Below are 26,236 nucleotides of genomic sequence, written 5' to 3' on the forward strand. Positions count from 1 at the left end.
ATGCCAGAAAGTGTACGGATTGCCTGAGGGAGTCAGCGACGAGGGGAGCTTTTATCTAAATCCGATTTATTCAACAAAGCCCATTTACCTTTTATCACGTCAACAGTAACGATCAGATAGTTCATGCCGAACAAAAAGGCACCCGGCCTCTGCTGGAGCTATTCCGGTACGACGCCGCTTTAAACATTATCGGGCATCAGCAGCGCCGGGGTGATGATGATGTTCCGCCGGAGCGGCTCAATCAGACGCAACAGGCAGGCCGGGTTATCCGCCGTGGCAACGGGGAATACCGTTACGACAGCGCCGGAAGGCTGGCGGAAAAACGCACCGAAATACCGGGATATCGTCCGCAGGTGTGGCGCTACCGCTGGGACGCCAACAGCCAGATGCGGGGCCTTATCACTCCGGACGGCGAGCAGTGGCACTACCGCTACGACGCTTTTGGTCGGCGGATAAGCAAGCGGCGTCAGGAAGCCACGCGAAGCAAACTGGCGGGTTATGATTATTTATGGAGCGGCGATCAACTTATCGAAGAGACGCCGGTCTATGCCGACGGCACCCCGGCGTATGAAGAAAGCATTCACTGGCTGTATGAACCGGGGGCATTAACGCCCGCCGCACGCCGTGAAAAAGGCCAACTGCATTATGTGGTCAGCGACCACATGGGCACGCCGCGTGAATTACTGACGGAAAAAGGGGATGTCGCCTGGGCCAGCCGGCTGAGCACGTGGGGAGACGCCACCCGCTACCGACCGGCGGCCAACGATGATAAACTGAGCTGTAACCTGCGCTTCGCCGGACAATACGCCGACGAAGAATCGGGATTGCATTACAACCGCCATCGTTACTATGATAGCGAGACAGGGCAATACCTGATCCCGGACCCGATAGGGCTGGCGGGTGGGGTGAATCCTTACGGGTATGTGCATAACCCGCTGGGGTGGGTTGATCCGCTGGGGCTGGCTTGTTGTCCTCCGAAGTTTAGTTCGAGAAATGAAGCGTTCAGAGCAGCGAAAAGGGATGCGGGAATACCAATGGGGCAACAACCATCAAAGGTTGATATGTTGAATTTAACAGATCGTAATGGTCATAATATTCTTGATAAGAATCATAAACCGATTAAAACTAGAGAATATACGTTCACGAAATCAGGGAAAGAAGATATTGTTATCCAAGATCATTCCCCTGGTCATATTTATGGAGCAACTGGTACACCTGGAAATCAGGGGCCTCATATTAATGTGAGACCTAAGAGTGATACCAGAAATGGCCACATAGACGGTACATCTGACCACTACCCCTTTTAGGAAAAATCATGAAATTATGGACTGATTATCTTGTTGATTCACAACATATTGATTCAATTTATCATGATGACAAGCCGAGCTTAAATAATGTAGATATCCATGAGATAATTTTCCATAGAGATGGTCCGAAAATCTCTATCAGAATGAATCTGAATGAATATCCAAGTAGCCCCCCTAAGAAATGGGTTTTGCAGAAATTTAACACAGTTCAGCTAACATTAACTCTTATTGATATTAAAGATGTAAACATGTCAGGATGGATTAATACTAATTACGTTGCAGATGCCAGTATTGAAATAATAAATGATAATATTTTCATGAAATTAGATAGCGTTAGCCTTAAGTTTATAGCCAAAGCAAAATTCATGGATGTTGAATCTATAGTTTCTTATATGAAAAAGTAAAAATAAGCAGGAAAGATCATCCTGATCTTTCCTGCTTATTCATTTAACTCACTATGCTCTGTAACGCTGATTTAATATTTTTATTAGCCCGTTTAATATCCCGAAGTTGCTGACGCAATGCTTCCTGCTCATGTTTCAGTTCGTCCACTTCGTCGCTATCTTTAATAATCACAATACAGCCGTTGGCTATTTTAACAGTGAGGTGTGCGCCCGTCTCAAACCCCGCCTCACGCAGCCATTTACCTTTTATCACGTCAACAGTAACGATCAGATAGTTCATGCCGAACAAAAAGGCGCACGGCCGCTGCTGGAATTGTTTGAGTACGACGCCGCTTTAAACATTATCGGGCATCAGCAGCGCCGGGGTGATGATGATGTTCCGCCGGAGCGGATCAATCAGACGCAACAGGCAGGCCGGGTTATCCGCCGTGGCAACGGGGAATACCGTTACGACAGCGCCGGAAGGCTGGCGGAAAAGCGCACCGAAATACCGGGATATCGCCCGCAGGTGTGGCGCTACCGCTGGGACGCCAACAGCCAGATGCGCGGCCTTGTCACCCCGGACGGCGAGCAGTGGCACTACCGCTATGACGCTTTTGGTCGGCGGATAAGCAAGCGACGTCAGGAGACCACGCGAAGCAAACTGGCGGGTTATGATTATTTATGGAGCGGCGATCAGCTTATCGAAGAGACGCCGGTCTATGCCGACAGCACCCCGGCGTATGAAGAAAGCATTCACTGGCTGTATGAACCGGGGGCATTAACGCCCGCCGCACGCCGTGAAAAAGGCCAGCTGCATTATGTGGTCAGCGACCACATGGGCACGCCGCGTGAATTACTGACGGAGAAAGGGGATGTCGCCTGGGCCAGCCGGCTGAGTACGTGGGGTGACGCTACCCGCTACCGACCGGCGGCCAACGACGATAAACTGAGCTGTAACCTGCGCTTCGCCGGGCAATACGCCGACGAAGAATCGGGATTGCATTACAACCGCCATCGTTACTATGATAGCGAGACAGGGCAATACCTGAGCCCGGACCCGATAGGGCTGGCTGGGGGGATTAATCCTTACGGGTATGTGCATAACCCGTTGAGTTGGGTTGATCCGCTGGGGCTGGCTTGTTGTCCTCCGAAGTTTAGTTCGAGAAATGAAGCGTTCAGAGCAGCGAAAAGGGATGCGGGGATACCAATGGGGGAGCAGCCAGTTAGGATATTTAATCCTAAAACAGGATTTGAAGGCGATCATCGAAATATACGAATGACAGACTCAAATAATAATCCAATTTTTGATAGCAATGGTAATCAAATTTGGACTCGCGAGTATCAATACACCAAACCTGATGGCTCAAAAATTATAATCGAAGATCACTCGGCGGGGCATAGTTATCCTGATGGTATAGGAAATCAAGGAGCACACGTGAATGTTAGGCCAAGCGATAACACCCGATCAGGGTCTGTTCCCGGAACATCTGGACATTATAATTTCTAAGGATTTCATCATGAACTGGAATGATCTTGATGGCAGTGTATTATTTAATAAAGTTTTTTCAAGACCAATAAAAATATCAGAAATTGATATTTTTGACATTAAGATAGACCGAGAGGGGTCCACCGTAATAATATCTTTCGATTTGATTGATGAAATCCCTGACCAGCCGCCAACTAAATGGATGAAAGGCTATAACCGGTGCAGGTGTGGCATCAACTGTGGTGGTGTTAGTCAAATGAAAATAGAAGGGGTGTCACCAAGCATGCCGGCAAAAATAAATATAAATAAACATGGCTCGCATGTCGAAGTAAGTATTTCAGGTGATGCTATAAATATGTATTTACAATGTTTTCATGTACAGATGATGGGGCCGTCAGTGTATATTAGCAATTAAAACAAATACCGGGAAGGACGTTCAAACCTTCCCGGTTTTTATTTATTCGCTGTTGTTCAGAACACTAAACCAGCACGTCCTGCATTCCCTTCATCATCTGCCGCGCCTGATAAACCTGCTCCCTCAATTCCTGCACCTCGTTATTATCCGCCATCAGCACAATACACCCCTCCGTGATTTTCACCGTCACGCCCGTCCCGGTAGTAAATCCCGCTGCTTTCAGCCAGTCACCCTTCAGGTGCAGGCTAGGGCTGCGTGAATAATAGGTGGTGATATGGGGTTTGTTTTTCATGGGGCAGGCGCTGATATAGCCGACTTATTAAACTGATGCCGGAATGCTCGCCGGTTTGAAAAATCATCACATCCCAGATCACGCTCTGACGATGAGTGCGCACGTACACTTATGTGGCTTCGTGGAGAAGGGGAAAGACGCCAAGCCGGCCGAAGACGGGTGAAGGCTATCAGTGCCGCATACCCCGTTTTACACAATCCCCTACACCCTGTGCTTTTTAGAAAGTCCCCCAATAGTGTATTCTGATCCACATTCCGCTCGCTGAGCCGTTTTGCTGATGGTTAATCCTTGAAATATCTTGCTTCGTTTCGAACAACGCTAAAAATATCCCGCTATCTGTTCCGGGTGCTGGCGCTCATGTTGTGGACACTGGGTGTGTTGCTGACCACCTTTTATGTGCTCAATATTTTCCACAACAAAGAATCCGAAATCCGTGATGAAGACAACTTCAATTACGATCTCGCGCAGAGCTACATCAAGAACTCCAATGACGTCATGCACAGCATTAAGTTCATGGCGGAAAAGCGGTTAAGCGATTCAATGAACGGGCTGGATATTATCAATGGCATGATCAGCACCAAAAATACTCAGCCGACGTATCTTTCCCTGTTTCCTGAATCCGACTGCTCGCAGATCACTGACAGCTACCGCAACTCCCTGTCTACGCTCGGAAACATGATCCACTACTGGAAGGATAATTTTTCCGATGCGTACGATCTCAACCGGGTGTTCTTTATTGGCGGCGCGAACCTGTGTCTGGTGGATTTTGGTATCAGCAGTGAACCGTTCGAGCGTGCCAGTCAGGATCAGCTCAAGTCGCTGCATGAAAAAATTCTGCAATACCGTAACGGGAAGAGCCAGGATAAAGAAAACAGCCTGTACTGGGTGTCGCAGGGCAGCAACAGAGATTCCGGTTATCTCTATGTTCTGACGCCGATTTATGTCGGCAATAAGCTCGAAGCGCTGATGGGCATTCAGCAAAATCTCCGTCTGGAAGATCTGGTCAATCCGAATGCGCAACACACCACTGTCACGCTGCTTGATGCTGACGATCAGCCGCTGCTGAACATTTCTGAAGATAACCGCACCGCCACGCCAGTGGCCAATATTCCCGAGGCAAGCTCATTCTTTGGCTACGTGAATGGTTACAAGGATCTGGTCTATAAAAAGCCGCTGACGCCTTCCTCACTCAGCGTGGTGTATTCGATGCCGTTTAATACGGTCATCGAGCGTTTTAAAATCCTGATTTTTAACGCGGTGTTACTGAATATTTTCTCCGGCCTGCTGCTGTTTATTCTGGCCTGGGTCTTTGAGCGCAAAATGTTTTTACCCGCCGAGGATAATGCCTTCCGCCTCGAAGAACATGAGCAGTTCAACCATAAAATCGTCGCCTCGGCACCGGTGGGCATTTCGATTCTGCGTATCAGCGATGGCGTCAATATTCTGAGTAACGAACTGGCGCACAACTACATCAATATGCTGACGCAGGAAGACCGGCAGCGTATTACGCGCATCATCTGCGACCAGCAAACGAACTTTGTTGATGTTATCACTAAGAACAATAACAACATCCAGCTGAGTTTCGTGCATTCGCGCTACCGTAATGAAGACGTGGCGATCTGCGTGCTGATCGACGTCAGTTCGCGCGTGAAAATGGAAGAATCGTTGCAGGAAATGGCCAATGCCGCCGAGCAGGCCAGCCAGTCGAAATCGATGTTCCTGGCAACCGTCAGCCATGAATTGCGTACGCCGCTGTACGGCATCATTGGTAACCTCGATTTACTGCAAACCCAGGGGCTGCCGCAGGGCGTTGACCGTCTGGTAACGGCGATGAATAACTCCTCGGCGCTGCTGCTGAAAATCATCAGCGACATTCTCGATTTCTCGAAAATTGAATCTGAGCAGTTGAAAATCGAGCCGCAGGAATTCTCCTGTCGCGAGGTCATCACCCATATTGCCGGTAACTATTTACCGCTGGTGGTGAAAAAGCGGCTGGGTCTGTACTGCTTTATCGAGCATAACGTGCCGCTGTCATTTAATGGCGACCCGGTACGTTTGCAGCAGGTCATTTCTAATATCCTCAATAACGCGATTAAATTCACTGATACCGGCTGCATTGTTCTGAATGTCAGAACCTGCGGAAATTATCTCGAGTTTCAGGTACGTGATACCGGCGTGGGTATTCCTGAGCGGGAGATTACCCGTCTGTTTGACCCGTTCTTCCAGGTCGGCACCGGTGTTCAGCGTCACTTCCAGGGAACCGGTCTCGGTCTGGCGATTTGTGAAAAGCTCATCAACCTGATGGATGGCGATATTGACGTCGAATCCGAGCCGGGGCTGGGCAGTTCGTTTACTGTGCGTATTCCGCTTTATAACGCGACATTCCCGTCGGGCGAACCGCTGGATGACTGGCAGGATAAAACGGTCTGGCTGGATGTGCGCAACGCTTATCTGGAAAGCTATCTGATGCAGCTGCTTCGCTACAACGGCGCCAATATCCAGCGCTGCGAGGCGGGGATGCAAAGTCAGCGGGAAGATGTATTGATCACCGATATTCCGAGGATCCACAAAGATGAACTGGCCGCGCAAATCGAGTTTTCTATCGATCACATTGGTCCGCCGGTCGAAACGCGTCCGGGGTACTGGGTACACAGCACATCCACGCCGCTGGAAATCACCGCGCTGCTCAATCGCATCTACCGCCTTGAAGCAGAAATGGAAGAGGGCGTTCCGGCTCTTCCTGAAGCTACGGTGCAGGATTATAGCGATGTGACCCTGCTGGTGGTGGATGACCATCCGATTAACCGCCGTCTTCTTGCCGATCAGCTGGGAACCATGGGGTATATCGTGGTGACGGCGAATGACGGGATGGACGCACTGGATGCCATGCGTGCGCACGAAATTGATATTGTTCTCAGCGACGTTAACATGCCGCGACTTGATGGTTATGGCCTGACGCAGAAGCTGCGTGAACTCGGCCATACGCTGCCGGTGATCGGTGTGACCGCCAATGCACTGGCTGAACAGCGTCAGCGCTGTCTGGAAGCGGGTATGGATAACTGCCTCTCCAAGCCGGTCACGCTGGAAACTCTGCGTGATACGCTGCGTTATTACAGCGCACTGGTGCGAAAGAAACGCGACAGCTGAAAACAACCAAACAAAAGGCACCGTGAAGGTGCCTTTTTTACTGACTTGCTGAGACGACTAAGCTGAAACGTTAGTCTCTGTCCACCGGCTGAGAGCTGACGGAAGACAGGTAGTTCAGCAGGGCGATATCATTTTCCACGCCCAGTTTCAGCATTGCAGATTTCTTCTGGCTGCTGATGGTTTTGATGCTGCGGTTCAGTTTTTTGGCAATCTCAGTCACCAGGAAGCCTTCTGCGAACAGGCGCAGAACTTCGCTTTCCTTCGGAGACAGGCGTTTGTCGCCGTAACCGTTGGCGCTGATTTTTTCCAGCAATTTCGCCACGCTGTCCGGCGTGAACTTCTTGCCTTTCTGCAATGCAGCCAGTGCTTTAGGCAGGTCAGTTGGCGCACCTTGCTTGAGCACAATCCCTTCGATATCCAGATCCAGAACAGAGCTCAGGATCGCCGGGTTATTGTTCATCGTCAGAACAATAATGGACAGCTGCGGGTAATGGCGTTTGATGTATTTGATCAACGTGATGCCATCGCCGAATTTGTCGCCCGGCATGGACAGGTCAGTGATCAGAACATGGGCGTCGAGTTTGCTTAAGCTGTTAACCAGTGCAGTGGAGTCCTCGAACTCACCTACAACATTCACCCATTCAATTTGTTCAAGGGACTTACGAATACCAAACAGGACGATAGGATGGTCATCAGCAATAATTACGTTCATATTATTCATGTGATTAGCTACCTTGCTGGAGCAGTCTGGAGACAAAAGAATCAATGTGATTGATGGTTTCAGTAATCTGTAATGCATCGCCATCTGCGATGTATTCTTCTAACGATTCACACATTTGCTTGCCTGGGGTCAGGTTCAGCATGGCGAACACCCCCTTGAGACGATGTGCTGTTTGTGAAAGTGACGTAAAGTCACGACGTTGGTTCTCATTATAAAGTTTCTCAAGATCTTCCGGTACCGTCTCGACGAAAAGCTGATAGTAATCGCTTGATTTTAACTGCTTTTCATAATGGTCGAGAGAGTCTTCACCGGGTTCTTCGGATGAAACACTGTCATCGGAAACAGAAAATTGCTGTTCGATTAACAGTAGGGTTGCGTCAATCAGCGCACTGCTGATGTTGTAATTGACGCGAATATAATGCTTTTCAAGCTGCTGGAAACCCGACTCATCGTCGGTCAGCAAAAGCGTAAACTTGTCACTGTTCTGCGGGTTATCTGTCAGCAAAACGTCGTATTCCCGCGCGACCTGCCGGTCGTCTGCCACGATACATACCGCACCGTACGCATTCATCGTGCGGGTCACAATCCCGCGCACTTCATCTGACGTAATGTCGAGTAAAACGGTGACATCATTGAGTAATTTCTCGTGTTCAGCTTCAATTTCCTGCGCTTCCTGACGTTGCTTAACCCGTACAGTATAGCGTGTGCCGATATTAAGCTTGCTGCGGATCTCTAACTGACCGCCCAGCTTCTTGCACAACTGATTACACAGGAAGAAGGTCAGCCCGGAACCGTGATTGAAACGGTCAACCAGCGTCTGACTCAGGAAAGGATAATTCAGATTGCTTAATTCTTCCTTGGAAATTCCGCTACCGGTGTCGTTAATGTGGAAAATTAACTGGTCCGGGCGATCTTCGTCCTGTTCGCTGGTCAGCGTCACTTTCCCCAGAGAGGTGGTGACGATGGCGTAATCGAGCAGCAGCGAAAGGATTTTCTTCACCGCCTGCGCATCGCCGATAAACGTCGCTTCCGGGGCAATCTGGAAGTGATTTAGCAAGCCGAGGCCTTTCTGGTTCAGACGGGGCAGGGCTTCAAGCAGCAGTTCATCAACCATGGCGGATAACACGTACTTTTCGCCAGACGGTTGCCAGTCCTGCGTTTCCAGTCGTGTCAGCAGGGTGATGTTATCCACCAGCGTCAGCGCATTACGCGATTCGTTGAGCAGTTTGCCTTCAAGCGTCTGGCGCTCTTCCGGGATTTGCTCTTCCATCAGCGCCACCGCCAGTCCGTTCAGTTCCTGCAACGGCTGATTCAGTTCAATGCCTAAATTGTGCAGCATCAGTTTGCGGGCCTGCAGGTTTTTCTCAAACTCGCGTTTTGCCTGTTGCAGCGTCCGGTTCACCATCACTTCTTTATCCTGATCATGGAGCATAAACAGGTAAGTTTCGGGTGAGATCTGACTGCGGATCATACGGATTTCATAGACTTCATTATTCACGGTCGCCTGAATGGTGCCGTGATGCTGTTCGGCCATATTGGCAATTTTATTCAGGCTCAGATGCGGCAACAGCTGGTCGGCAATTTTATTGCTCAGCACCACGCTGTGATTACTGAAGTTATACACCAGCAAACCGAGCGGTAACCCGGAGATAATTTCCTGGTTCAGCGCCTGCTGCATCTGCAACTGCGCGGCCATATTTTCACTCGGGCGGATGTACTGATGGCGGATAAAGTAAATGCTGGCCATCGCCAGTCCCATCAGGAACAGGTTAATCAGGATCAGCCAGAAATTGTTACGGGAAAGGTCCAGAACCAGGCTAAGCAGCGGAACATGATAGGTCAGCGACAGCGGCGAATTACTCAGCGGAACGTCAAACACCAGTGACCAGCCCTGCATCACGATGCTGCTTGCCTCTGCGTTATCGTCGGCCGGATCCCCTTCATTCACCGCCGTGGTATTACCGTTTAGCTGGAAATTATCCCGCGCCATGTTGTACGGGATCAGGTCGGTGATCGGCAGATCAAACGCAATAACGGTCGCCAGATGTCCCGGATTATTAAACGTGGTACGCAGGGAGAATGCATAGTCGCTGCCCTGGCGCAATTTTCTCAGCGCAGAATAGCTTTCACGCTCATCAAGCGTATTGGCCTGTTGCAGCATTTCAGCACGGCGTGCCTGCAATGTGCTGGTGAACGCGTTTTCCTTCAGGCGGGAATCTTGTTGCTGCAAAGGAACGGTCGTGACCACCAACATACTGTTGTCCTGACCGTTCAGATAATACAGCGAGTAGGGCAGGGTATCCGACCCCCACTGGTCATCCAGAAACGACGAAATTTTCAGGGTTAAATCCAGCGTTGAGCTGTCATGCGTGCCGAAAATAAGTGCGTCGGTTTTTTTGTGGGGTTTGGAAACGAGATACATGTCCTGACGCAGACGGATCTCCTGCGTGCTGACCGCATCCGGTGTCATAGGCTGACCCGAATAGTTGTCATAAATCTGGTAGGTCAGGTAACGGAATTTATCGATACGCTTTTGCAGCAGTTCGGCGGTGTTTTGTACCGTTCGCAGTTTATCGTTCAGATAAGCGTTGGTGTAATTGTAACCATACAGGCCCAGTCCCATCACCAGAAGGACGATGAACAACCAAAAGAAGCGCGTGATATTGGTTGATGTCAGCGATAAAAATTTACCAGCCATGATGATGAGTTTTTTCCTTCATTCTTGTTATTACTCTTTACCGGACGACGGCTCTGGCGCAGGCGGTGACGCAAAGCATCATTGCCGCTACGCAACCTAATGCAAAAGACAAACTGCTGACCTGAGCGATAAAACCTATCAGCGCAGGGCCTGCCAAAATACCGGCATAGCCTAACGTTGTCACGGAGGCGATAGCCATGCTGGCAGGCATCGATGTCTGATTTCCTGCCGCGCTGAACATGATCGGCACCAGATTCGAAGCACCAAATCCGATCATCACAAAGCCCAGACCGGCGATCCACAGATTATCCACCACCGTCAGCAAAATCAGTCCGAGGCTCGCACAAAGACTGCCGTACATCAGCACCTTATAACGTCCGAAGGCGGCGATAATCTTGTCACCGGTCAGACGCCCTGCGGTCATGGCGATCGAGAAAACCGCGTAGCCCAGTCCGGCCTGATGTGCTGCCACGCCGCGTTCAGTGGTCAGAAACAGCGCACCCCAGTCCAGCATCGACCCTTCGGTCAGAAACATCACAAAACATAAAAAGCCCAGCAAAATGACCCAGCCGCGAGGCAGCACAAAAATAGGGCCGTCGCCGTCATGGCGGGTTTCACGCCATAGGTGCGGGCTGGTCACCACCGTCAGAACAGCCAGTAAAATGACCACCAGCATCACCGATTCAAAAGGCGTCAGCCCGAAAAATAATAAACCGGTAACGGCCAGCGCGCCAAAAATGCTGCCCATACTGAAAAAGCCATGAAACCCAGACATCATCGCGCGGCCACTGGCTTTCTCAACCACTATCGCGTGGACATTCATCGCCACGTCAATCATGCCTATCGCGGCCCCGAACACCAGCAGCACCACGGCCATCCCGGCGGCGCTGTCCATCAGGGTCAGCAGTGGCAATGCCAGCAGCAGCAACACGCTGGCAATCAAAATCACGGTTTTACATCCCAGTTTTCCGGTCAGAAAGCCGGTCAGTGGCATCGAAAAGGTAGAGCCCGCCCCGATGCACAACAACAGTAATCCTAATGTTCCGTCACTGATCGCCAGCCGCAATTTAACAAAGGGCACCAGAGGTGCCCAGGCGGCCATCGCGAAGCCGGACAATAAGAAAATAAGCCGGGTGGCATGTTGTTGCGCTCTGCCCGGAACCGGCGTTTCAGTCAGGGAGTGTTCAGATGACGAAGCTGTCGTCATCGGTTCTGGAGACATCCTGGGAAATTCCTTTTCGATTGGTCTTTTCGATATATCTGTTGGACCCAAGCAAGACTGACTCAGTTTCCACCTGACTGACCGGACACTTTATCAGAAAGCATAAGTTACTGTGATTGCACATAGTCTTAATTATTTTCCTGCGGAATACATTAGCGACAAATATTCTAAAACGCGATCACACAATTGGTAAGTCATTTTGATGGGTGGTTGCGATGACTAATGCTTGATTTTATTAATAATGATCTCGCTTATTCTTTGCGTAAAAGTTAAGAAGATGTTGTTTTTTATGAATTTGTTTTAATTCTCAGTAAGCTAGATGACGATTTAACACTCGTCAAACTTATGTTTCGGGATTCTTTAATGAAATTTTCTTGTCATTAAGATTATATTTATTTATGGCACTTATCTCAAATCATGCATATAACTTATGGAGTTTCGGACAAAAAACTACCGAAACGATGAACCACTGAAGTTATAAAAAAATATCTTAATGCATTAACGACGCTTTTATTTGTTCAATTTGTAGTCTATGGCTTTCCCTGACACCAGTTGGAAGTATTCCCATTTTTCTTAATGGTCTTCACATCACGACACACCGCTTTTGCCTGAAAGAGGGAGAGCGGAGTTTGGCGTGTGTGTGCAACAACTGGTGTAACAGGGGTACAACATGGCTCAGAACGGTAGCGTTGTTATTGATATTCTCTCTCGTACAAATGGTGCTGTAGTTTCTCAGGTCTCAAACGCCAGCCAGGACGTCACCCTCAATCAACTCAGTATCGTACGTGTCCATGCGACACGCGACGCCGTCACCAGTTATGAGCGTGTCGGCAACGATCTGGTCATCCACATGAAAGATGGCCGCACTGTCCGCTATCACAGCTTCTTTGATACCGACGGCAAAGGGCACCACAGCGAACTGATTTTTGACGACGGTGTACACCCGATCGAGCATGCCGCGTTTGTCGATACAGGCGCGACGGCAGGTGCCGTACCGGTTGTCCCTGCTTATGAAACCATTCCTGATGTCGGTGTTCTGGTCCTCGACTCTTCCAATTTTGATCCCGCTGTTTTAGGTGCCGTGCTGGGCGTGCTTGCCCTCGGTGCCGGGATTGCCATTGCCGCAGGTGGCGGCGGTGGTGGTGGCGGTGGCAGTGGCAGCAGTAACAACGGCGGCAGCGACGGCGGTGGAAACACGGGCGGCGGTAATACTGGCGGAAACTCCGGGGGCGGGAATACAGGCGGGGGCAATACCGGCGGCGGCAATACGGGGGGCGCTACGCCAACCCTGACGCTGGCAGCGTTTGCCAATGAAAATACCGTCAACCAGTCTGCGGTTCAAAGCACGCAAACCTTCAGCGGCAGCTCGACCAACGCCGCCGCAGGCAGCACCATCGTGCTGACTATCAACGGAAAAACCTTCACCACCACCGTCGACGGCAGTGGGAACTGGCACGTTCCGTTGTCTGCGGGTGAGCTGCAAACGCTGGCGGACGGGACTTATGTCATCTCCGTGACCCTGACCAATACGTCGGGCGAAACGGTGACCAAGAGCGTGACGGTGGTTGTGGATACCACGCCGCCTACGCTGACCGTTGACCCAATCGATGGCGACAACGTGCTGGATGCCAACGAGCATCAGCAACCTCTGACGCTTACCGGTACGGCATCCGTTTCCGAGGCAGGCCGTTCGGTGGATGTGGTGCTTAACGGTGTTCACTACAGTGCGACCGTCGGTGCGGACGGCACCTGGTCTGTGACCATTCCGACCAATGTCGTTTCTGCACTGGCGGAAGGTAATTACCAGCTGACGGCGTCCCTGACCGATGCGGCGGGTAACTCGACCTCCACGCCGGAAAGTTTTGTCATCAATGACAGCGCGGGCATTCTGACCGTCAACCCGATTTCCGGTGATGGTCAGCTCAATGCCAGCGAAGCGCAAAGCCCGCTGGTGATCACCGGTACGACCTTCAATGTGCCGGTCGGTACGCAAATTACCGTCACGGTAGGCAGTACGGTATATCACACCACCACCACCGCGGGGGGCGGATGGAATCTGAGTATTTCCCCGGCTGATTTGCAGGCGCTGACCGATGGTTCGACGACCGTGACCGTCAGCATAGTGGATTCGCAGGGCAATACCATCAGCCAGAGCACCGATTTGAATGTCGCCATTCACGGTGTGCCGCCCACTCTGGATCCGGCATTTGGTGGCGACAATACGCTGGATGCCAGTGAATCCACCACCAGCCAGACGCTCACCGGCCACACCGGTTTAACCGGTGACGGCCAGACCGTGACCGTTACGATTGGCGGACAGCAAATTACCGGCACCGTATCGCCTGACGGCACATTTACCGTTCAGGTGCCGCCATCCGTGCTCGGCACTTTGCCGCAGGGCAGCAATAATATCGTGGTCACCGTGACGGATCCGGCGGGTAACCACAACACCATCACCACACCGGTGAGCGTGGATACGGTCGCGCCGACCCTGACGGTTAATCCGCTGGAAGGCGACGGTTACATCAGCGTGACGGAAGCCTCCGCTGACATGACACTGACCGGTACGGCGTCGGTATCCGAAGCCGGTCGTCCGGTTGTCGTGACCATTAATGGCGTTGATTATACGGGCGCGATTGTTCAGCCGGATGGCACCTGGAGTGTGAACATTCCGGCCGGTTCGCTGAGCAATCTCAGTCAGGATGTGACGGTCACCGCAACGCTGACGGATGCAGCGGGGAACGCCACCACCAATACCAGCACTGTTCACGTCGCCTCTGATCCGACCCTGCCGCCGCTGGTCACGGTGAATATGTTCGCGTCGGATAATATTGTCGATGGTGCCGAGCGCCAGACCGCGCAAACGTTAAGCGGTACCACCACGCGCGTCGAAGCGGGTCAGATGGTGACAATCACACTCAATAATCACTCGTATACGGCGACCGTCGGTACAGACGGAAAGTGGAGCGTGATTGTTCCGGCGGCGGATATGATCGTACTGGCAAACGGTTCGCAGACCATAACGGCTACTGTTTCTGATAAAGCCGGTAACGAAGCCGCGCCGGGCACCGACACCTTTAACGTGGATGCCGGGCAGGAAGGCATCTCGATTGCGCCGATCTCCGGCGACAACATCATCAACGTGCAGGAAACGCAGGACGGTGTGCTGGTCACCGGTACCACGCTGGGTGTGGCGACCTTTGAACTGGTTCAGCTGCAGTTCGGGTCACTGACCCGCCTGGCGCTGGTTCAGCCGGACGGTACCTGGTCAGTGCAACTGACATCGAACGATTTGCTCGCTGCAGCCGGGACATCCGGTAATCTGCAATTCACGGCCACCGTCCAGGGAATGGACGGTACCACGCTGAGTAACAGTGTTTCCGTCAATTATGATGCGACCAGTCCGGTGCCAACCCTTAACACCCCATTTGGCGACGGTTATCTGAATATTGCCGAAGCGGCAACGGCGGAAACGCTGAGCGGTACCACTGGCAAAACCGGTGACGGCCAGATTGTCACCGTAACCCTTGGCGGACATACCTATAACGCCACGGTGGATGGCGCCGGTGTCTGGTCAGTCAGTCTGCCTTCTGCTGATTTGCAGGCCTTACCGGCAGGCAATAATGCGATTGTGGTGAATGTGACGGACAGCGCGGGCAACACCGCGACGCTTAACGGTTCTGCCATCGTCGATTTAACCGCGCCGACCCTGACTATCAATCCGGTTTCCGGCGATGGTTACGTCAACAGCGCCGAAGCGGCTGCGGATATTGCCGTGACCGGTACCGCGTCGATTACCGAGGCGGGTAACACTGTCACGGTGACGGTAAACGGTCAGCCTTACACCGGCATCGTGGCGGCGAACGGGCAATGGACGGTGACTATTCCGGCAGGTGCTCTGGCAGGCGTGGCGGACGGACAATATCCGGTGACCGTGCAGCTTGCGGATGCCGCAGGTAACAGCACCACCATTACTTCGAATGTTCAGCTGGCAACCGATCCGGCGTCAGCGCCGACCATCACCCTGAACGCCTTTGCTGGCGACAATATTCTCGATGGCGCAGAGCAGCAAACGGCTCAGACCATCAGCGGGACAACGACGCATGTTGAAGCCGGGCAGGTCGTCAATATCACCCTCAACAGCGTGGTGTACAACGCGACCGTGCAGGCCGATGGCAGCTGGAGCGTCAGCATTCCGTCTTCAGCGCTGGGCGCACTGACTAACGGCTCAGTGCAAATTGGTGCTGCTGTACTGGATAAGGCCGGAAATCAGGCCACCGGCAGCGAATCGTTCACCGTGGATAACACGCAAAGCGGCCTGTCTGTAAATCCGGTTACCGGCGATAACCAGCTGAATGCCCAGGAAGCGGCGGCGGGTGTGACCATCAGCGGTACCTCAGTTAACGTGCCGGTCAACGGCGTGGTGACGATCACACTTAATGGCAAAACCTACACCGCGACAGTTGCCGTAGGTGGCGGCTGGAGCACACAGGTTTCTGCGGCAGATCTGGCGACATTGAGTGACGGCAAAAACACCATCACCGTCAGTGCCACCGATGCCCTCGGGCAAACGGTCACCGGCAGCGATGTGCTGAATGTCATCATTCACAATCTGCCAAATGCCACACTCGACACACCGTTTGGCGACAGTATTCTGAATGCCGCTGAAGCCGGTGTCAGCCAGACACTGACCGGGAATACCGGCGTTTCCGGCAGCGGCCAGACCGCTATTGTGACCTTTGGCGGCCAGAATTACGCCGCCGTTGTCGCCGCCGACGGTTCGTTCTCGGTGTCCGTGCCGTCATCAGTACTGACTGCCGTCGGACAAGGCCCGACCGCCGTGCAGGTGGCGGTAACGGATGCCGCTGGCAACACCAGCAACATTTCTGTGCCGGTATCGGTGGATACCGTTGCGCCGGTGGTGACCATCACCACCCCGGTTGCGGGCGACGGCACCATCAATGCCGCAGAAGCCGGAGCGATTATTCCGGTCAGCGGTACGGCGGGCGCGGGTGAGACGGGCGATACCGTCACCATCGAGCTTGGCGGGCACACTTACAGCGGTACCGTGGGTGCAGGCGGCGCATGGACGGTCAACATTCCGGCCGATGCACTGGCGAATGTGGCGAACGGAACGTACACCCTGACAGCGACAGTCACCGATGCGGCGGGCAACGCTGGCACGGCGACCGCACCGGTTACCGTGACAGCGGATCCGGCCTTACTGCCGACGCTGACTGTCTCTGCGTTTGCCGGCGACAACACGCTTGATGGCGCAGAGCAGCAGACCGCGCAGGTGATCAGCGGCACCACGACAAACGTGGAGGCCGGTCAGCTTGTCACTGTCACACTCGGCGCACATACCTATACGGCTACCGTTCTGGCCAGCGGCGCATGGAGCGTTTCTGTTCCGGCTGCAGATTTGCAAACACTCGGCGACGGACCGGCGACGATCAGCGCTTCTGTCTCCGATGCGGCGGGTAACCCGGCACAGGGCAGTGATGCCATTACCGTAAACTCGACGCTCGGCGGTATTTCTATCGATACCATCGCAGGTGACAATAATATCAACGTGGCGGAAGCCGCAGATGGTGTCACCATCAACGGCTCGACGTCCAATGTTCCGACTGGCACAACCGTAACGGTCAGTCTGGGCGGAAATACCTTCACCACCACGACCGACGCTCAGGGCAACTGGAGCGTTCCGATCCCGTCCAACGTTCTTACCGGTCTGGCCGATGGCACCAGCCATGTGATTGCCACCACGATCTCCACCGATCTTGGCGCGGTGACTACGCAGCAGGATGTCGGCATCTACACGCATCCTCCTGTGCCTACCCTGAATCCGCCGTTTGGCGATGGTCAGTTAGGCACCGATGAAGCAGCGGGTGCGCAGACTCTGACCGGTACTACCGGGCTGACCGGCGACGGTCAGACGGTGACCGTGGTCATTGACGGTCACACCCTGACCGGTACGGTTGCGACCGATGGCACCTGGAGTGTCACCGTTCCGGCGGGCACATTAACCGGCGCAACCGAAGGCCCGACGCCGGTGGTGGTAAACGTCACCGACGCTGCGGGCAATCCGGGCACCATCACGGGGTCTGTGAATGTCGATTTCACACCACCAACGCTGACGCTCAACCCGGTTGCGACAGACAACGTGATCAACTCGCAAGAAGTGGCGGGCATCATCGAGCTGTCGGGTACCGCCGATGTGGCGGATGCCGGTCAGATTGTCACGCTGCAATTTAACGGTCAGACCTATCAGGCGACCGTGCAGGGCGATGGTACCTGGTCGGCAGACGTTCCAGCGGGCACGCTGGCCGGTATGGCAGACGGCAGCTACACGCTGACCGCAACGCTGACGGATCTGGCGGGCAACACAACGACCCTTCCTGAAACGGTCACCGTGGTCGCGGCGCATCCGCCGGTGCCAACCATCGATACCCCGTTTGGCGATACCTTCCTTAATCAGCGCGAAGCGGATACCGATCAGACCCTCACCGGTACCACCGGCGTCTTGGGTGCGGGCCAGACCGTAGTGGTCAATATTGGCGGAATGGATCATAACGCTGCCGTCGATGCTAACGGTGTCTGGACGGTCAACATTTCGGCTGTCGATTTGCAGGCTATACCTGAAGGTCCGCAAACGGTTCTGGTGACGGCAACCGACAGCGCGGGTAACGAGGGCACAGTCAGCAGCGCCATCACTGTGGATTACACGCTGCCAACGCTGACCTTCGATCCGGTCGCAACGGACGACATCATTAATGCGGCCGAAGCACTGCAGCCGGTGGTGATCAGCGGCACGTCTGACATCCCGGATGCCGGACAAACTGTTTCTGTGGTGCTGAACTTCAACAATGTGACTTACACCGCCGTCGTCCAGCCGGACGGCACCTGGAGTTTCACGCTGCCGAGTTCTGTGGTGCAGGCGCTGGCTGATACCACTTACACGCTTTCAGCTTCAATCACTGACGCGGCGGGTAATACCACCACGGGCAACCATACCTTCACCGTCGATGCGGCGGCGGCAGATTTGCCAACGCTGACCATCACGGCGGTGGCCGGTGACGACTACATTAATGCCACCGAAAAAGCCGATGGTTTCCCAATCAGCGGGACATCAACGAATCTGGAAGTCGGCCAGCCAGTGACGGTGGTCTTTAACGGCGTGTCTTATACCACCAACGTGCTGGCCGGAGGTGCCTGGACGCTTAACGTGCCTGCGTCAGCGCTGGGTAGTGTCTCTGACGGTCCGACCACCGTGACCGCCAGTGCCAGTGATACGTCCGGTAACCCGGCGTCTGCGACCCACAACGCCACTGTGATTGCTGAGCCGGGCGACCTGCCGACCCTGAGCATCAATACGATTTCCGGCGATGATTACATCAACATCCTTGAGCACAATCAGGGGATGACCGTCAGCGGTACCTCCACCCACGTCCCTGTGGGCGGTACGGTCACTGTGGTGATCACCGGCGAATCCTATACCGCGACGTATACCGCTACCGTGCAGGCCGACGGCAGCTGGAGCTTCCCGATGACGGCGGCTGAGGTTCAGGCGTTGCCTGCGGGTAATAATACCTTCACCGCTACTGCGGATGACGTGGCGCAAAACGTCGCTACGGCAACGCATGATGTGGCCGTTGATACCATTGCACCGATACTGACAGTGACTGTCGATACCGGCGGTGATGACATCATCAATCTGGCTGAAGCGGCGCTCGGTATTCCGGTCAGCGGCACCACGGATCCAAATCTGACCGTGACCGTCACACTTAACGGTAAAGATTACACCACCACCGCAGACGGTTCAGGCATCTGGAGCCTGACCATTCCGGGCGTGGATGTGCAGGCCATCACGACGGATGGCACCAAAACCATTGGTGTCAGCGTCACCGATCCTGCCGGGAATAATCTCACTACTTCGGCTGATTTCACGCTCTCCTCGCATGCGTTACCAACGCTGACGATTGGCGTGATTGCCGGTGACGGCGTTCTGAACATCAGTGAAGCTGCCAACGGTTTCAACCTGAGCGGAAGCAGTTCAGGTCTGGCGCCGGGAACTGTCGTGCAGGTCACGGTTCCGGGACTTGCGGATCCTATCTCCGGTACCGTCAATCCCGACGGGCTCGGCTGGACGGCGACCGTACCACCGGGTCTGCTCAGCGGTCTGACTACCGGCATTGTGCAGGTGACCGTGACGGCAGAAGACGTGGCCGGTAACCCGGCGTCTTCCTCTGCCAGTCTGGATATCGAACTGTCTGCGCTGCCATTACCGACCATCAATACGCCGTTTGTGGATGGCATTCTTAATGCCGCCGAAGCGGCGGGTAATCAGCTGATTACCGGTACCACCGGCATTACCGGCGCGGGTCAGACCGTTGTGGTGACTGTCGATGGCACGCCAGTGCTGGCCACCGTCGCCAGTGACGGCACCTGGACGGCGACCGTGCCTTCCGCCGTGTTGCTGGGGCTGACAGACGCACAGCACACCATCAGCGTGACAGCAACCGACAGCGCAGGGAATACCAGCGCGCCGGGAACCCTTGATTTCACCGCGCTGACGCATGTTCTGCCAGTGGCTGGCATTAACGTGCCATTCGGTGACGGCATTCTGAATCTGCAAGAAGCGTCAGATCCGGCGGGACAAACCATTACCGGTACCACCGGGATCACCAGTCCGGGGCAGACCGTCACCGTGGTCATTAACGGCAATGCGGTACCGGTCGACGTCATTTCGGCGGCGGGAACCTGGAGTGTTTCGCTCACGTCAGCCCAGCTGCTGGCCTTGCAGGACGGTACCTGGCCGGTCGTGGTGACGGTGACCGACAGCGCAGGTAACACTTCTGTGCTGCCGGTTTCTGTGGGCGTTCAGATCCACACCGTACCTGTGCCGACCATTGATCTGCCATTCGGTGACGGCACGCTGAACATTGCGGAGTCTGTGGCTGTTACCGGCCAGACACTGACTGGTACCACCGGTGAAACAGGCCCAGGGCAAACGGTCAGCGTGGCAATTGCGGGCATGACCGGCAGTCCGTTCACGGCAACGGTGGATCCGGCGACCGGCAACTGGAGTCTGAACCTGACGCCTGTTCAGCTGGCATCACTCGGGACATCGACGGCGTCTCACGACATCACTGTCACAGCGACGGATTCTGTGGGTAACCATAACGATGCGACGGTCAGCTTTACGTCGCATCTGTCCGGACCGGTGCCTGTTATCAATCCACCATTCACTGATGGCAGCCTGAATATTACAGAAGCGGCCGGTGTGAATGTCATCACCGGTAACACCGGCATCACCGGCGACAACCAGAACGTCAAACTGACCATTGATGTGAACGGCACGACTTATACCGCGACTGTCGATCCGACAACCGGTGACTGGGCGGTAAGCCTGCCTGCGGGCGTGCTGAGTTCTCTGGGCAGCGGTACGCATGATATCAACGTGACGGTGACCGATGCCGCAGGCAACAGTTCGCCAGCGACGCTGCCATTCATCAGCTACCTCACCGCGCCGGATGTCACCATCAATACGCCATTTGGTGATGGTTATCTGAGTGCCGCCGAAGCCGCCGCGGCTGCCACAACGCCAATCATCCTCAGCGGGACGACGGGAGTAACTGGCACCGGGCAAAGCGTGGTGGTTTTTGTCGGGGGGATCCCTATTTCGGGCGCGACGGTAGATGCGAACGGTAACTGGACGGTTTCTCTGACTTCGGGCGAAATCGCCGATCTGCCGCAGGGCCCGCAGCAAATCAGCGTGACCGCGACGGACGGCGGCGGTAATACCGATTCGGCCTCAGCTGATATCGGCATTTCCGTCACGCTGCTTCCGGCCGTGGCAGTCACATCCTTCGCCGGTACCGGTTTTGATCTGACGTATGCAGAAAGCCAGAGCCCGCAAACCATCACCGGTTCAACGGCGAATGTGCAGGCCGGACAACAGGTCACGGTGACGGTCGGTGGTATTTCGCATCAGGCTACCGTGCAGGGCGACGGCACCTGGAGTGCCACCTTTACACCCGCTGAACTGGCAACGCTCGACAGCGCGGACACGATCACCGCTTCTGTGAGTGACCTGGCCGGTAACACGGCAAATCTGCTGGCGCCTCAGGCTATTACTGTTGATCTGCCGCCACCGCCATTGACCCCAACGCTGAGCATCGATCCGGTGACCGGCGACAACATCATTAACGTGGCGGATGGCAATCTGACGACTATTACGGTGTCTGGTAAGGTGCTCAATATCCCGGATACCACTTTGGTCACCGTTACCGTCGGGGGAGATCAGCATATTGCCGTGGTGACCGGCGGTGTCTGGTCAATTGCAGTACCCGCCAGTGACTTTACCGATGGCACCACCACCATTACCGCATCTACATTAATTCCGTCAACCAATGCGACCAGCAACGTGCTGGTGGATCTCACCGCGCCGGTGGTGACCATTAACGACTTTACCGCTGATAACACCATTAACAACCTTGAATCGAAATCGTCGCAGACCATTTCGGGGACGGTTGCTGATAACAACAATAATGATGTGGGCAGTGTGGTGACCGTGACGCTCAACGGCAAAACCTACACCACGACGGTGCTGACCGGCGGCGTCTGGTCGGTCAGTGTGCCTGCCGCCGATCTGCAGGCATTGCCACAAACGGCTACCGGCGGAGTTAACGTCATTACCGCAACGGTGACAGATGCCGCAGGGAATACAGGCAATGCAACACCGCATCCGATCACTGTCGATACCACCGCGCCGTTGCTGGCGCTGGATGTGGTCGCCGGGAATAACGTCATCAATCTGGTGGAATCACTGGCCAACGTACTGGTCGGCGGGACATCCAGCGGGGCTGACGGTCAGACGGTGAACGTCACACTAGGCGGCGCGTCGATTGGTACGGCACTTATTCAGCCGGGCGGGGCATGGTCGCTCAACCTGACGCCAGCGCAGTTGCTGTTGCTTAACGACGGCACCCTGACACTGGCGGCCACGGTAATGGATGCGGCGGGTAACACCACCAGCGTCAGTACCGGTCTGGATATCTTCTTCAACAAACTGCTCGCACTGAATGTGACCAGCGGTCTGGGGCTGACGGATGGCTTCCTCAATCTGGCGGAATCGCAGGTGGCGCAAACCATCAGCGGGACGGCGATTGGTGCAGGCGTGGGGTCTGTGGTCTCGACCATCATCAATGGCACGCCGCTGTCGGCAATCGTCGGGGCTAACGGTGCGTGGTCACTGAACATTCCGGCGGCGGTGCTCGGTGCACTGGGTGATGGTCAGCAGGTGCTGAACCTGAATCTGACCGATGCAGCAGGCAACGTGACCGCCTCCGTACTGAATCTGGACGTTATTAAAACGCTGCCAGTGCTGGGCAATCTGGATCCGCTCTTTGGTGGCAATGGCCTGCTGAATGCGGCGGAATCTCTGCTGGCACAAACTATCGGCGGCGCAGCGACGGCGGTGGACGGCACCTTAGTCACCGTGACGCTCGGCGGTAAAACTTACACCACCACGGTAACGGCGGGCACCTGGAACCTTCAGATCCAGCCGGGCGATCTGGGTGCGCTGCTTGATGGCAATCTGAATCTGGGTATCACCCTGACAGACCCGGCAGGCAACACGTCTTCTACCACTATTCCGGTGGGGATAGCCATCCACAATCTGCCACAAGTGGTGCTCAACACCGTGTTTGGCGACGGCGTGCTCAACATCGCCGATCTGCTGGTCAATCAGACGATCAGCGGTACCGTCTCGAATGTGGCAGAGGGCACAGCCATCGCAGTGCATGTCGGTACGCAAACTATTAACGGCGTCGTTGATGCGACGGGGCATTTCCTGGTCACCGTTCCGCCATCCGTGCTCGGCTTGCTGAGTGGCACAACCGCGGCAGTCAGCGTTACGGTGGCTGATGCGGCCGGAAACGTCGGTTCGGCGGCAGCGAATGCGGTGCTGGATCTGGTGAGACCGGTGATCAATGTCACTTCGGTGCTGGGCGATGGCCTGCTCAATGCTGCGGATGCCCTGACGACTCAGGTGATTGGCGGCACCGTCGGCGGCGTCGCGGCGGGCACGCAGGTTCAGGTTTCGCTGGGCGGGAAAACCTTCCTCGGCGCGACCGACGGTACCGGCGCATTCAGCATCACCCTGCAACCGGGTGACCTGAAAGCGCTGGGTGACGGCACCTTCCCGGTCGTGGTTTCTGTTACCGATGCTGGCGGTAATACCAGCACCAGCAGCAGCACGCTGACTTCCATCATCAACGCAGTACCGAAAATTGTGCTGGATCCTGTTTTCGGTGCAGACGGCATCCTGAACGCGGCGGAAGCGCTGCTGACGCAAACTATCAGCGGGACAGTCACTAACGGGCATGTTGGCGAAACGGTCAACATTAACGTCGGCGGCGGCCTGATTAACCTGACGGCAACCGTGGGCAGTGACGGCACGTTCTCCGCTTCTCTGACACCGCTTCAGCTGGCCGGATTGCTGGACGGCAATCTGACCATCGTCACCACCGTGACCGATGCGGTGGGTAACACGGCGTCGAATACCGTGGGGCTGAGTGTCGGTATCCATAATCTGCCGTCGATTGTTCTTAATCCGGTCTTTGGCGATGGCGTGCTGAACGTCGTTGACCTGCTGACCGGCCAGACCATCAGCGGTATTGCGACCAACGTTGCGCAGGGTACGCAGGTGCAGATTTCCCTGAATGGCAAAAACTATCTTGCCACCGTGGGAGTGGGCGGCGCATTCAGCGTGACGGTGCCGGTGACGGATCTGGGCGCCATTCTCAATGGTACACAATCGGTCGTCGCCAGCCTGGTGGATGGCACCGGCAACACGGCGTCTGTCAGCAATCTGCTGAACGTGGTATCGCAGTCTCTGCCTACCATTACGATCAACCCGCTGTTTGGCGATGGTCTGCTGAACGCGGCGGATGCGCTGCTGACGCAAACCATCAGCGGTACCACTACCAACGCGCAGGGCTCAACCGTGACCCTGAACGTCGGCGGAAATACCCTGACCGCGCTGGTGAAAGCCGATGGCACCTTCAGCGTGGCTATCCCGCAACTGACTCTGTCCAGCCTGCTCGACGGTACGCTGAACGTCGGTGCTTCCATCACTAACGCCGCCGGTCATTCAACCAGCGGAAGCGCAACCGCAACGGTCGGTATTCACCTCCTGCCAACGCTGTCACTCGGCACGTTGTTTGGCGGCGACGGTTACCTGAATGCTGCCGAAGCGGGCGCTAACACCAACGTAACCGGGACTTCAAACCTGCTTAACGGCACGGTGTCGGTGACGATTGGAGGCGTGACGCACACCGGCACCATCACCAACGGCGCGTGGAGTGTGCCGTTTACCTCAGCAGAGCTGAAAGGGCTGGCGGATGGCTCGACGCAGGTTTCTGTCTCGGTCGCAGACGTTGTGGGTAACACCGCGATTATCTCTGATCCGCTGAATGTGCTGACACACGCGCTGCCGCTGGTGGCGCTGAATCCATTACTCGGGCTGACGCTCGGTGTGGTCGGCGGCATCCTCGGTGGTCAGGGGCTGACGCTGAGCGGGACCAGCCGCAATATCGCACAAGGTGGCCAGGTCAGCGTCACGCTGCTGGGCAATACGCTGGCGGGGACCGTGCAGGGGGATGGTTCGTGGACAGTAAAACTTTCCAGTGCGCTGCTGAGCAGTTACGGACTGGTGGGCTTACTGAACGCACTGCTCGGCGCGATTGTTGAGCTGAAAGCGGTCGATGCGGCCGGTAACGGATTTGATGCTCACGTCGGGCTGACGGTCGGTTCTTCATTACCGGCTGAACCCGCAACGCTGATGGCAACGTCACAGGCAGTGGACGATACCCATACGCTGGCGGCGGTTCACACCTCCGATACCAGCAGTTCCACCACTGATACCAGCACAACGCACGCCGCCAGTACGCTGACGGATCCGCTGGTGACAACGGACACCAGTGCTTCAACCACCACCACCCACGACACCACCACGGCGGACACCACCGCGCATGCGGACACGGCGTTCTCCATTGGCGGTGTGACCCTCGACCTGACGGCAACGGACGGCGTCGCCATCGGCGGTGCGGGCAACGATACCATTTCGGTTCATACGCTCGATTTCTCGCAAATCGACGGCGGAACCGGTGTCGATACCTTACTGCTGGCGGGCACCAATCAGCATCTGGATCTGACCGTACTCGGGCTGAAAGTCGAGCATATCGACATCTTCGACCTGGGGACTTCCGGCACCAACAGCATCTCGCTGAATCTGCATGAGGCGCTGAACGTGAAGGACAATCCCACTGACGAAGTGATCATCAAAGGGGGCGAGGGCAGTCTGGTGAACCTGCAAATGGGCACCGACGGCGCATGGAACGAAAGCGGGCAACGCACGGTGGATGGCCTGACCTTCGACGTTTATCACAACGCATCAATGGATGCATCGAACACCCTGGGAGACGTTCTGGTGCAACACGGTCTGCACGTACAACAGAGTTAATGCTGTACGCCTCCCTCTGCGAAGGGGGAGGCGTA

The 26,236-nt window shown here is 54.9% G+C and carries 11 protein-coding genes and 1 pseudogene; 7 read left to right on the forward strand and 5 right to left on the reverse strand.

What is annotated here, in order from left to right; genetic code table 11:
• Positions 1-86: 86 nt before the first annotated feature.
• The 3 genes and pseudogenes from D6C13_RS02525 to D6C13_RS02530 form a co-directional block, all read left to right on the forward strand.
• A pseudogene (locus tag D6C13_RS02525) lies at positions 87-1,058 on the forward strand (RHS repeat domain-containing protein); the annotation flags it as partial.
• Between the two features lie 3 nt (positions 1,059-1,061).
• Positions 1,062-1,307: an HNH/endonuclease VII fold putative polymorphic toxin gene (locus D6C13_RS25850; protein ID WP_244212625.1), complete on the forward strand. Its 246-nt coding sequence runs from the start codon at positions 1,062-1,064 to the stop codon at positions 1,305-1,307.
• 8 nt (positions 1,308-1,315) lie between these two features.
• Positions 1,316-1,711 (forward strand): Imm50 family immunity protein, encoded by a 396-nt coding sequence (locus D6C13_RS02530; RefSeq protein WP_120131280.1) that lies wholly within the window; start codon positions 1,316-1,318, stop codon positions 1,709-1,711.
• A 43-nt stretch (positions 1,712-1,754) separates the two neighbouring features.
• Here the strand turns inward: D6C13_RS02530 and D6C13_RS26165 are convergent, their stop codons facing one another.
• Complete coding sequence (locus D6C13_RS26165; protein ID WP_120131281.1) at positions 1,755-1,991, reverse strand: SymE family type I addiction module toxin; 237 nt, start codon at positions 1,989-1,991, stop codon at positions 1,755-1,757.
• On the opposite strand from D6C13_RS26165, the gene D6C13_RS26120 reads away from it, so the two are divergent.
• Both D6C13_RS26120 and D6C13_RS02545 read left to right on the forward strand, forming a co-directional pair.
• Positions 1,914-3,200: an HNH/endonuclease VII fold putative polymorphic toxin gene (locus D6C13_RS26120; protein ID WP_208642853.1), complete on the forward strand. Its 1,287-nt coding sequence runs from the start codon at positions 1,914-1,916 to the stop codon at positions 3,198-3,200. The genes D6C13_RS26165 and D6C13_RS26120 overlap by 78 nt on opposite strands.
• 10 nt (positions 3,201-3,210) lie before the next feature.
• Positions 3,211-3,594, forward strand: coding sequence for an Imm50 family immunity protein (locus tag D6C13_RS02545; protein WP_120131283.1), 384 nt, complete (start codon positions 3,211-3,213; stop codon positions 3,592-3,594).
• A gap of 64 nt (positions 3,595-3,658) precedes the next feature.
• On the opposite strand, the gene D6C13_RS02550 is transcribed toward D6C13_RS02545, so the two are convergent.
• Positions 3,659-3,886 carry a SymE family type I addiction module toxin gene (locus D6C13_RS02550; protein ID WP_120131284.1) on the reverse strand — a complete coding sequence of 76 codons (228 nt, stop codon included), beginning with the start codon at positions 3,884-3,886 and terminating at the stop codon, positions 3,659-3,661.
• Between the two features lie 288 nt (positions 3,887-4,174).
• Here D6C13_RS02550 and rcsC point away from each other — a divergent pair, with 288 nt between their 5' ends.
• On the forward strand, positions 4,175-7,033 hold the full coding sequence (gene rcsC, locus D6C13_RS02555) for a two-component system sensor histidine kinase RcsC (protein ID WP_120131285.1): 2,859 nt from the start codon (positions 4,175-4,177) through the stop codon (positions 7,031-7,033).
• Positions 7,034-7,103: 70 nt separating this feature from the next.
• On the opposite strand, the gene rcsB is transcribed toward rcsC, so the two are convergent.
• From rcsB to D6C13_RS02570, 3 genes are read right to left on the reverse strand one after another with little or no spacing between them, the layout of a single operon-like run.
• On the reverse strand, positions 7,104-7,754 hold the full coding sequence (gene rcsB, locus D6C13_RS02560; protein ID WP_104921302.1) for a response regulator transcription factor RcsB: 651 nt from the start codon (positions 7,752-7,754) through the stop codon (positions 7,104-7,106).
• 4 nt (positions 7,755-7,758) lie between these two features.
• The gene (gene rcsD / locus D6C13_RS02565; protein WP_120131286.1) at positions 7,759-10,452 is read right to left on the reverse strand and encodes a phosphotransferase RcsD; all 2,694 of its coding nucleotides are present in this window, start codon (positions 10,450-10,452) and stop codon (positions 7,759-7,761) included.
• Between the two features lie 37 nt (positions 10,453-10,489).
• Entirely contained in the window at positions 10,490-11,674 is a 1,185-nt protein-coding gene (locus D6C13_RS02570; RefSeq protein WP_425272691.1) for an MFS transporter, read from the reverse strand.
• A gap of 670 nt (positions 11,675-12,344) precedes the next feature.
• On the opposite strand from D6C13_RS02570, the gene D6C13_RS02575 reads away from it, so the two are divergent.
• On the forward strand, positions 12,345-26,201 hold the full coding sequence (locus tag D6C13_RS02575; protein WP_120131287.1) for an Ig-like domain-containing protein: 13,857 nt from the start codon (positions 12,345-12,347) through the stop codon (positions 26,199-26,201).
• Positions 26,202-26,236 lie beyond the last annotated feature (35 nt).

Source organism: Rahnella woolbedingensis, assembly GCF_003602095.1.
GTDB lineage: Bacteria > Pseudomonadota > Gammaproteobacteria > Enterobacterales > Enterobacteriaceae > Rahnella > Rahnella woolbedingensis.

What these genes read in the sequence shown, in the direction of transcription:
- D6C13_RS25850 (WP_244212625.1), top strand. Translation starts at nt 1,062, where the DNA reads ATGTTGAATTTAACAGATCGTAATGGTCATAATATTCTTGATAAGAAT.
- D6C13_RS02530 (WP_120131280.1), top strand. Translation starts at nt 1,316, where the DNA reads ATGAAATTATGGACTGATTATCTTGTTGATTCACAACATATTGATTCA.
- D6C13_RS26165 (WP_120131281.1), bottom strand. Translation starts at nt 1,991, where the DNA reads ATGAACTATCTGATCGTTACTGTTGACGTGATAAAAGGTAAATGGCTG.
- D6C13_RS02545 (WP_120131283.1), top strand. Translation starts at nt 3,211, where the DNA reads ATGAACTGGAATGATCTTGATGGCAGTGTATTATTTAATAAAGTTTTT.
- D6C13_RS02550 (WP_120131284.1), bottom strand. Translation starts at nt 3,886, where the DNA reads ATGAAAAACAAACCCCATATCACCACCTATTATTCACGCAGCCCTAGC.
- rcsB (WP_104921302.1), bottom strand. Translation starts at nt 7,754, where the DNA reads ATGAATAATATGAACGTAATTATTGCTGATGACCATCCTATCGTCCTG.
- rcsD (WP_120131286.1), bottom strand. Translation starts at nt 10,452, where the DNA reads ATGGCTGGTAAATTTTTATCGCTGACATCAACCAATATCACGCGCTTC.
- D6C13_RS02570 (WP_425272691.1), bottom strand. Translation starts at nt 11,674, where the DNA reads ATGTCTCCAGAACCGATGACGACAGCTTCGTCATCTGAACACTCCCTG.
- D6C13_RS02575 (WP_120131287.1), top strand. Translation starts at nt 12,345, where the DNA reads ATGGCTCAGAACGGTAGCGTTGTTATTGATATTCTCTCTCGTACAAAT.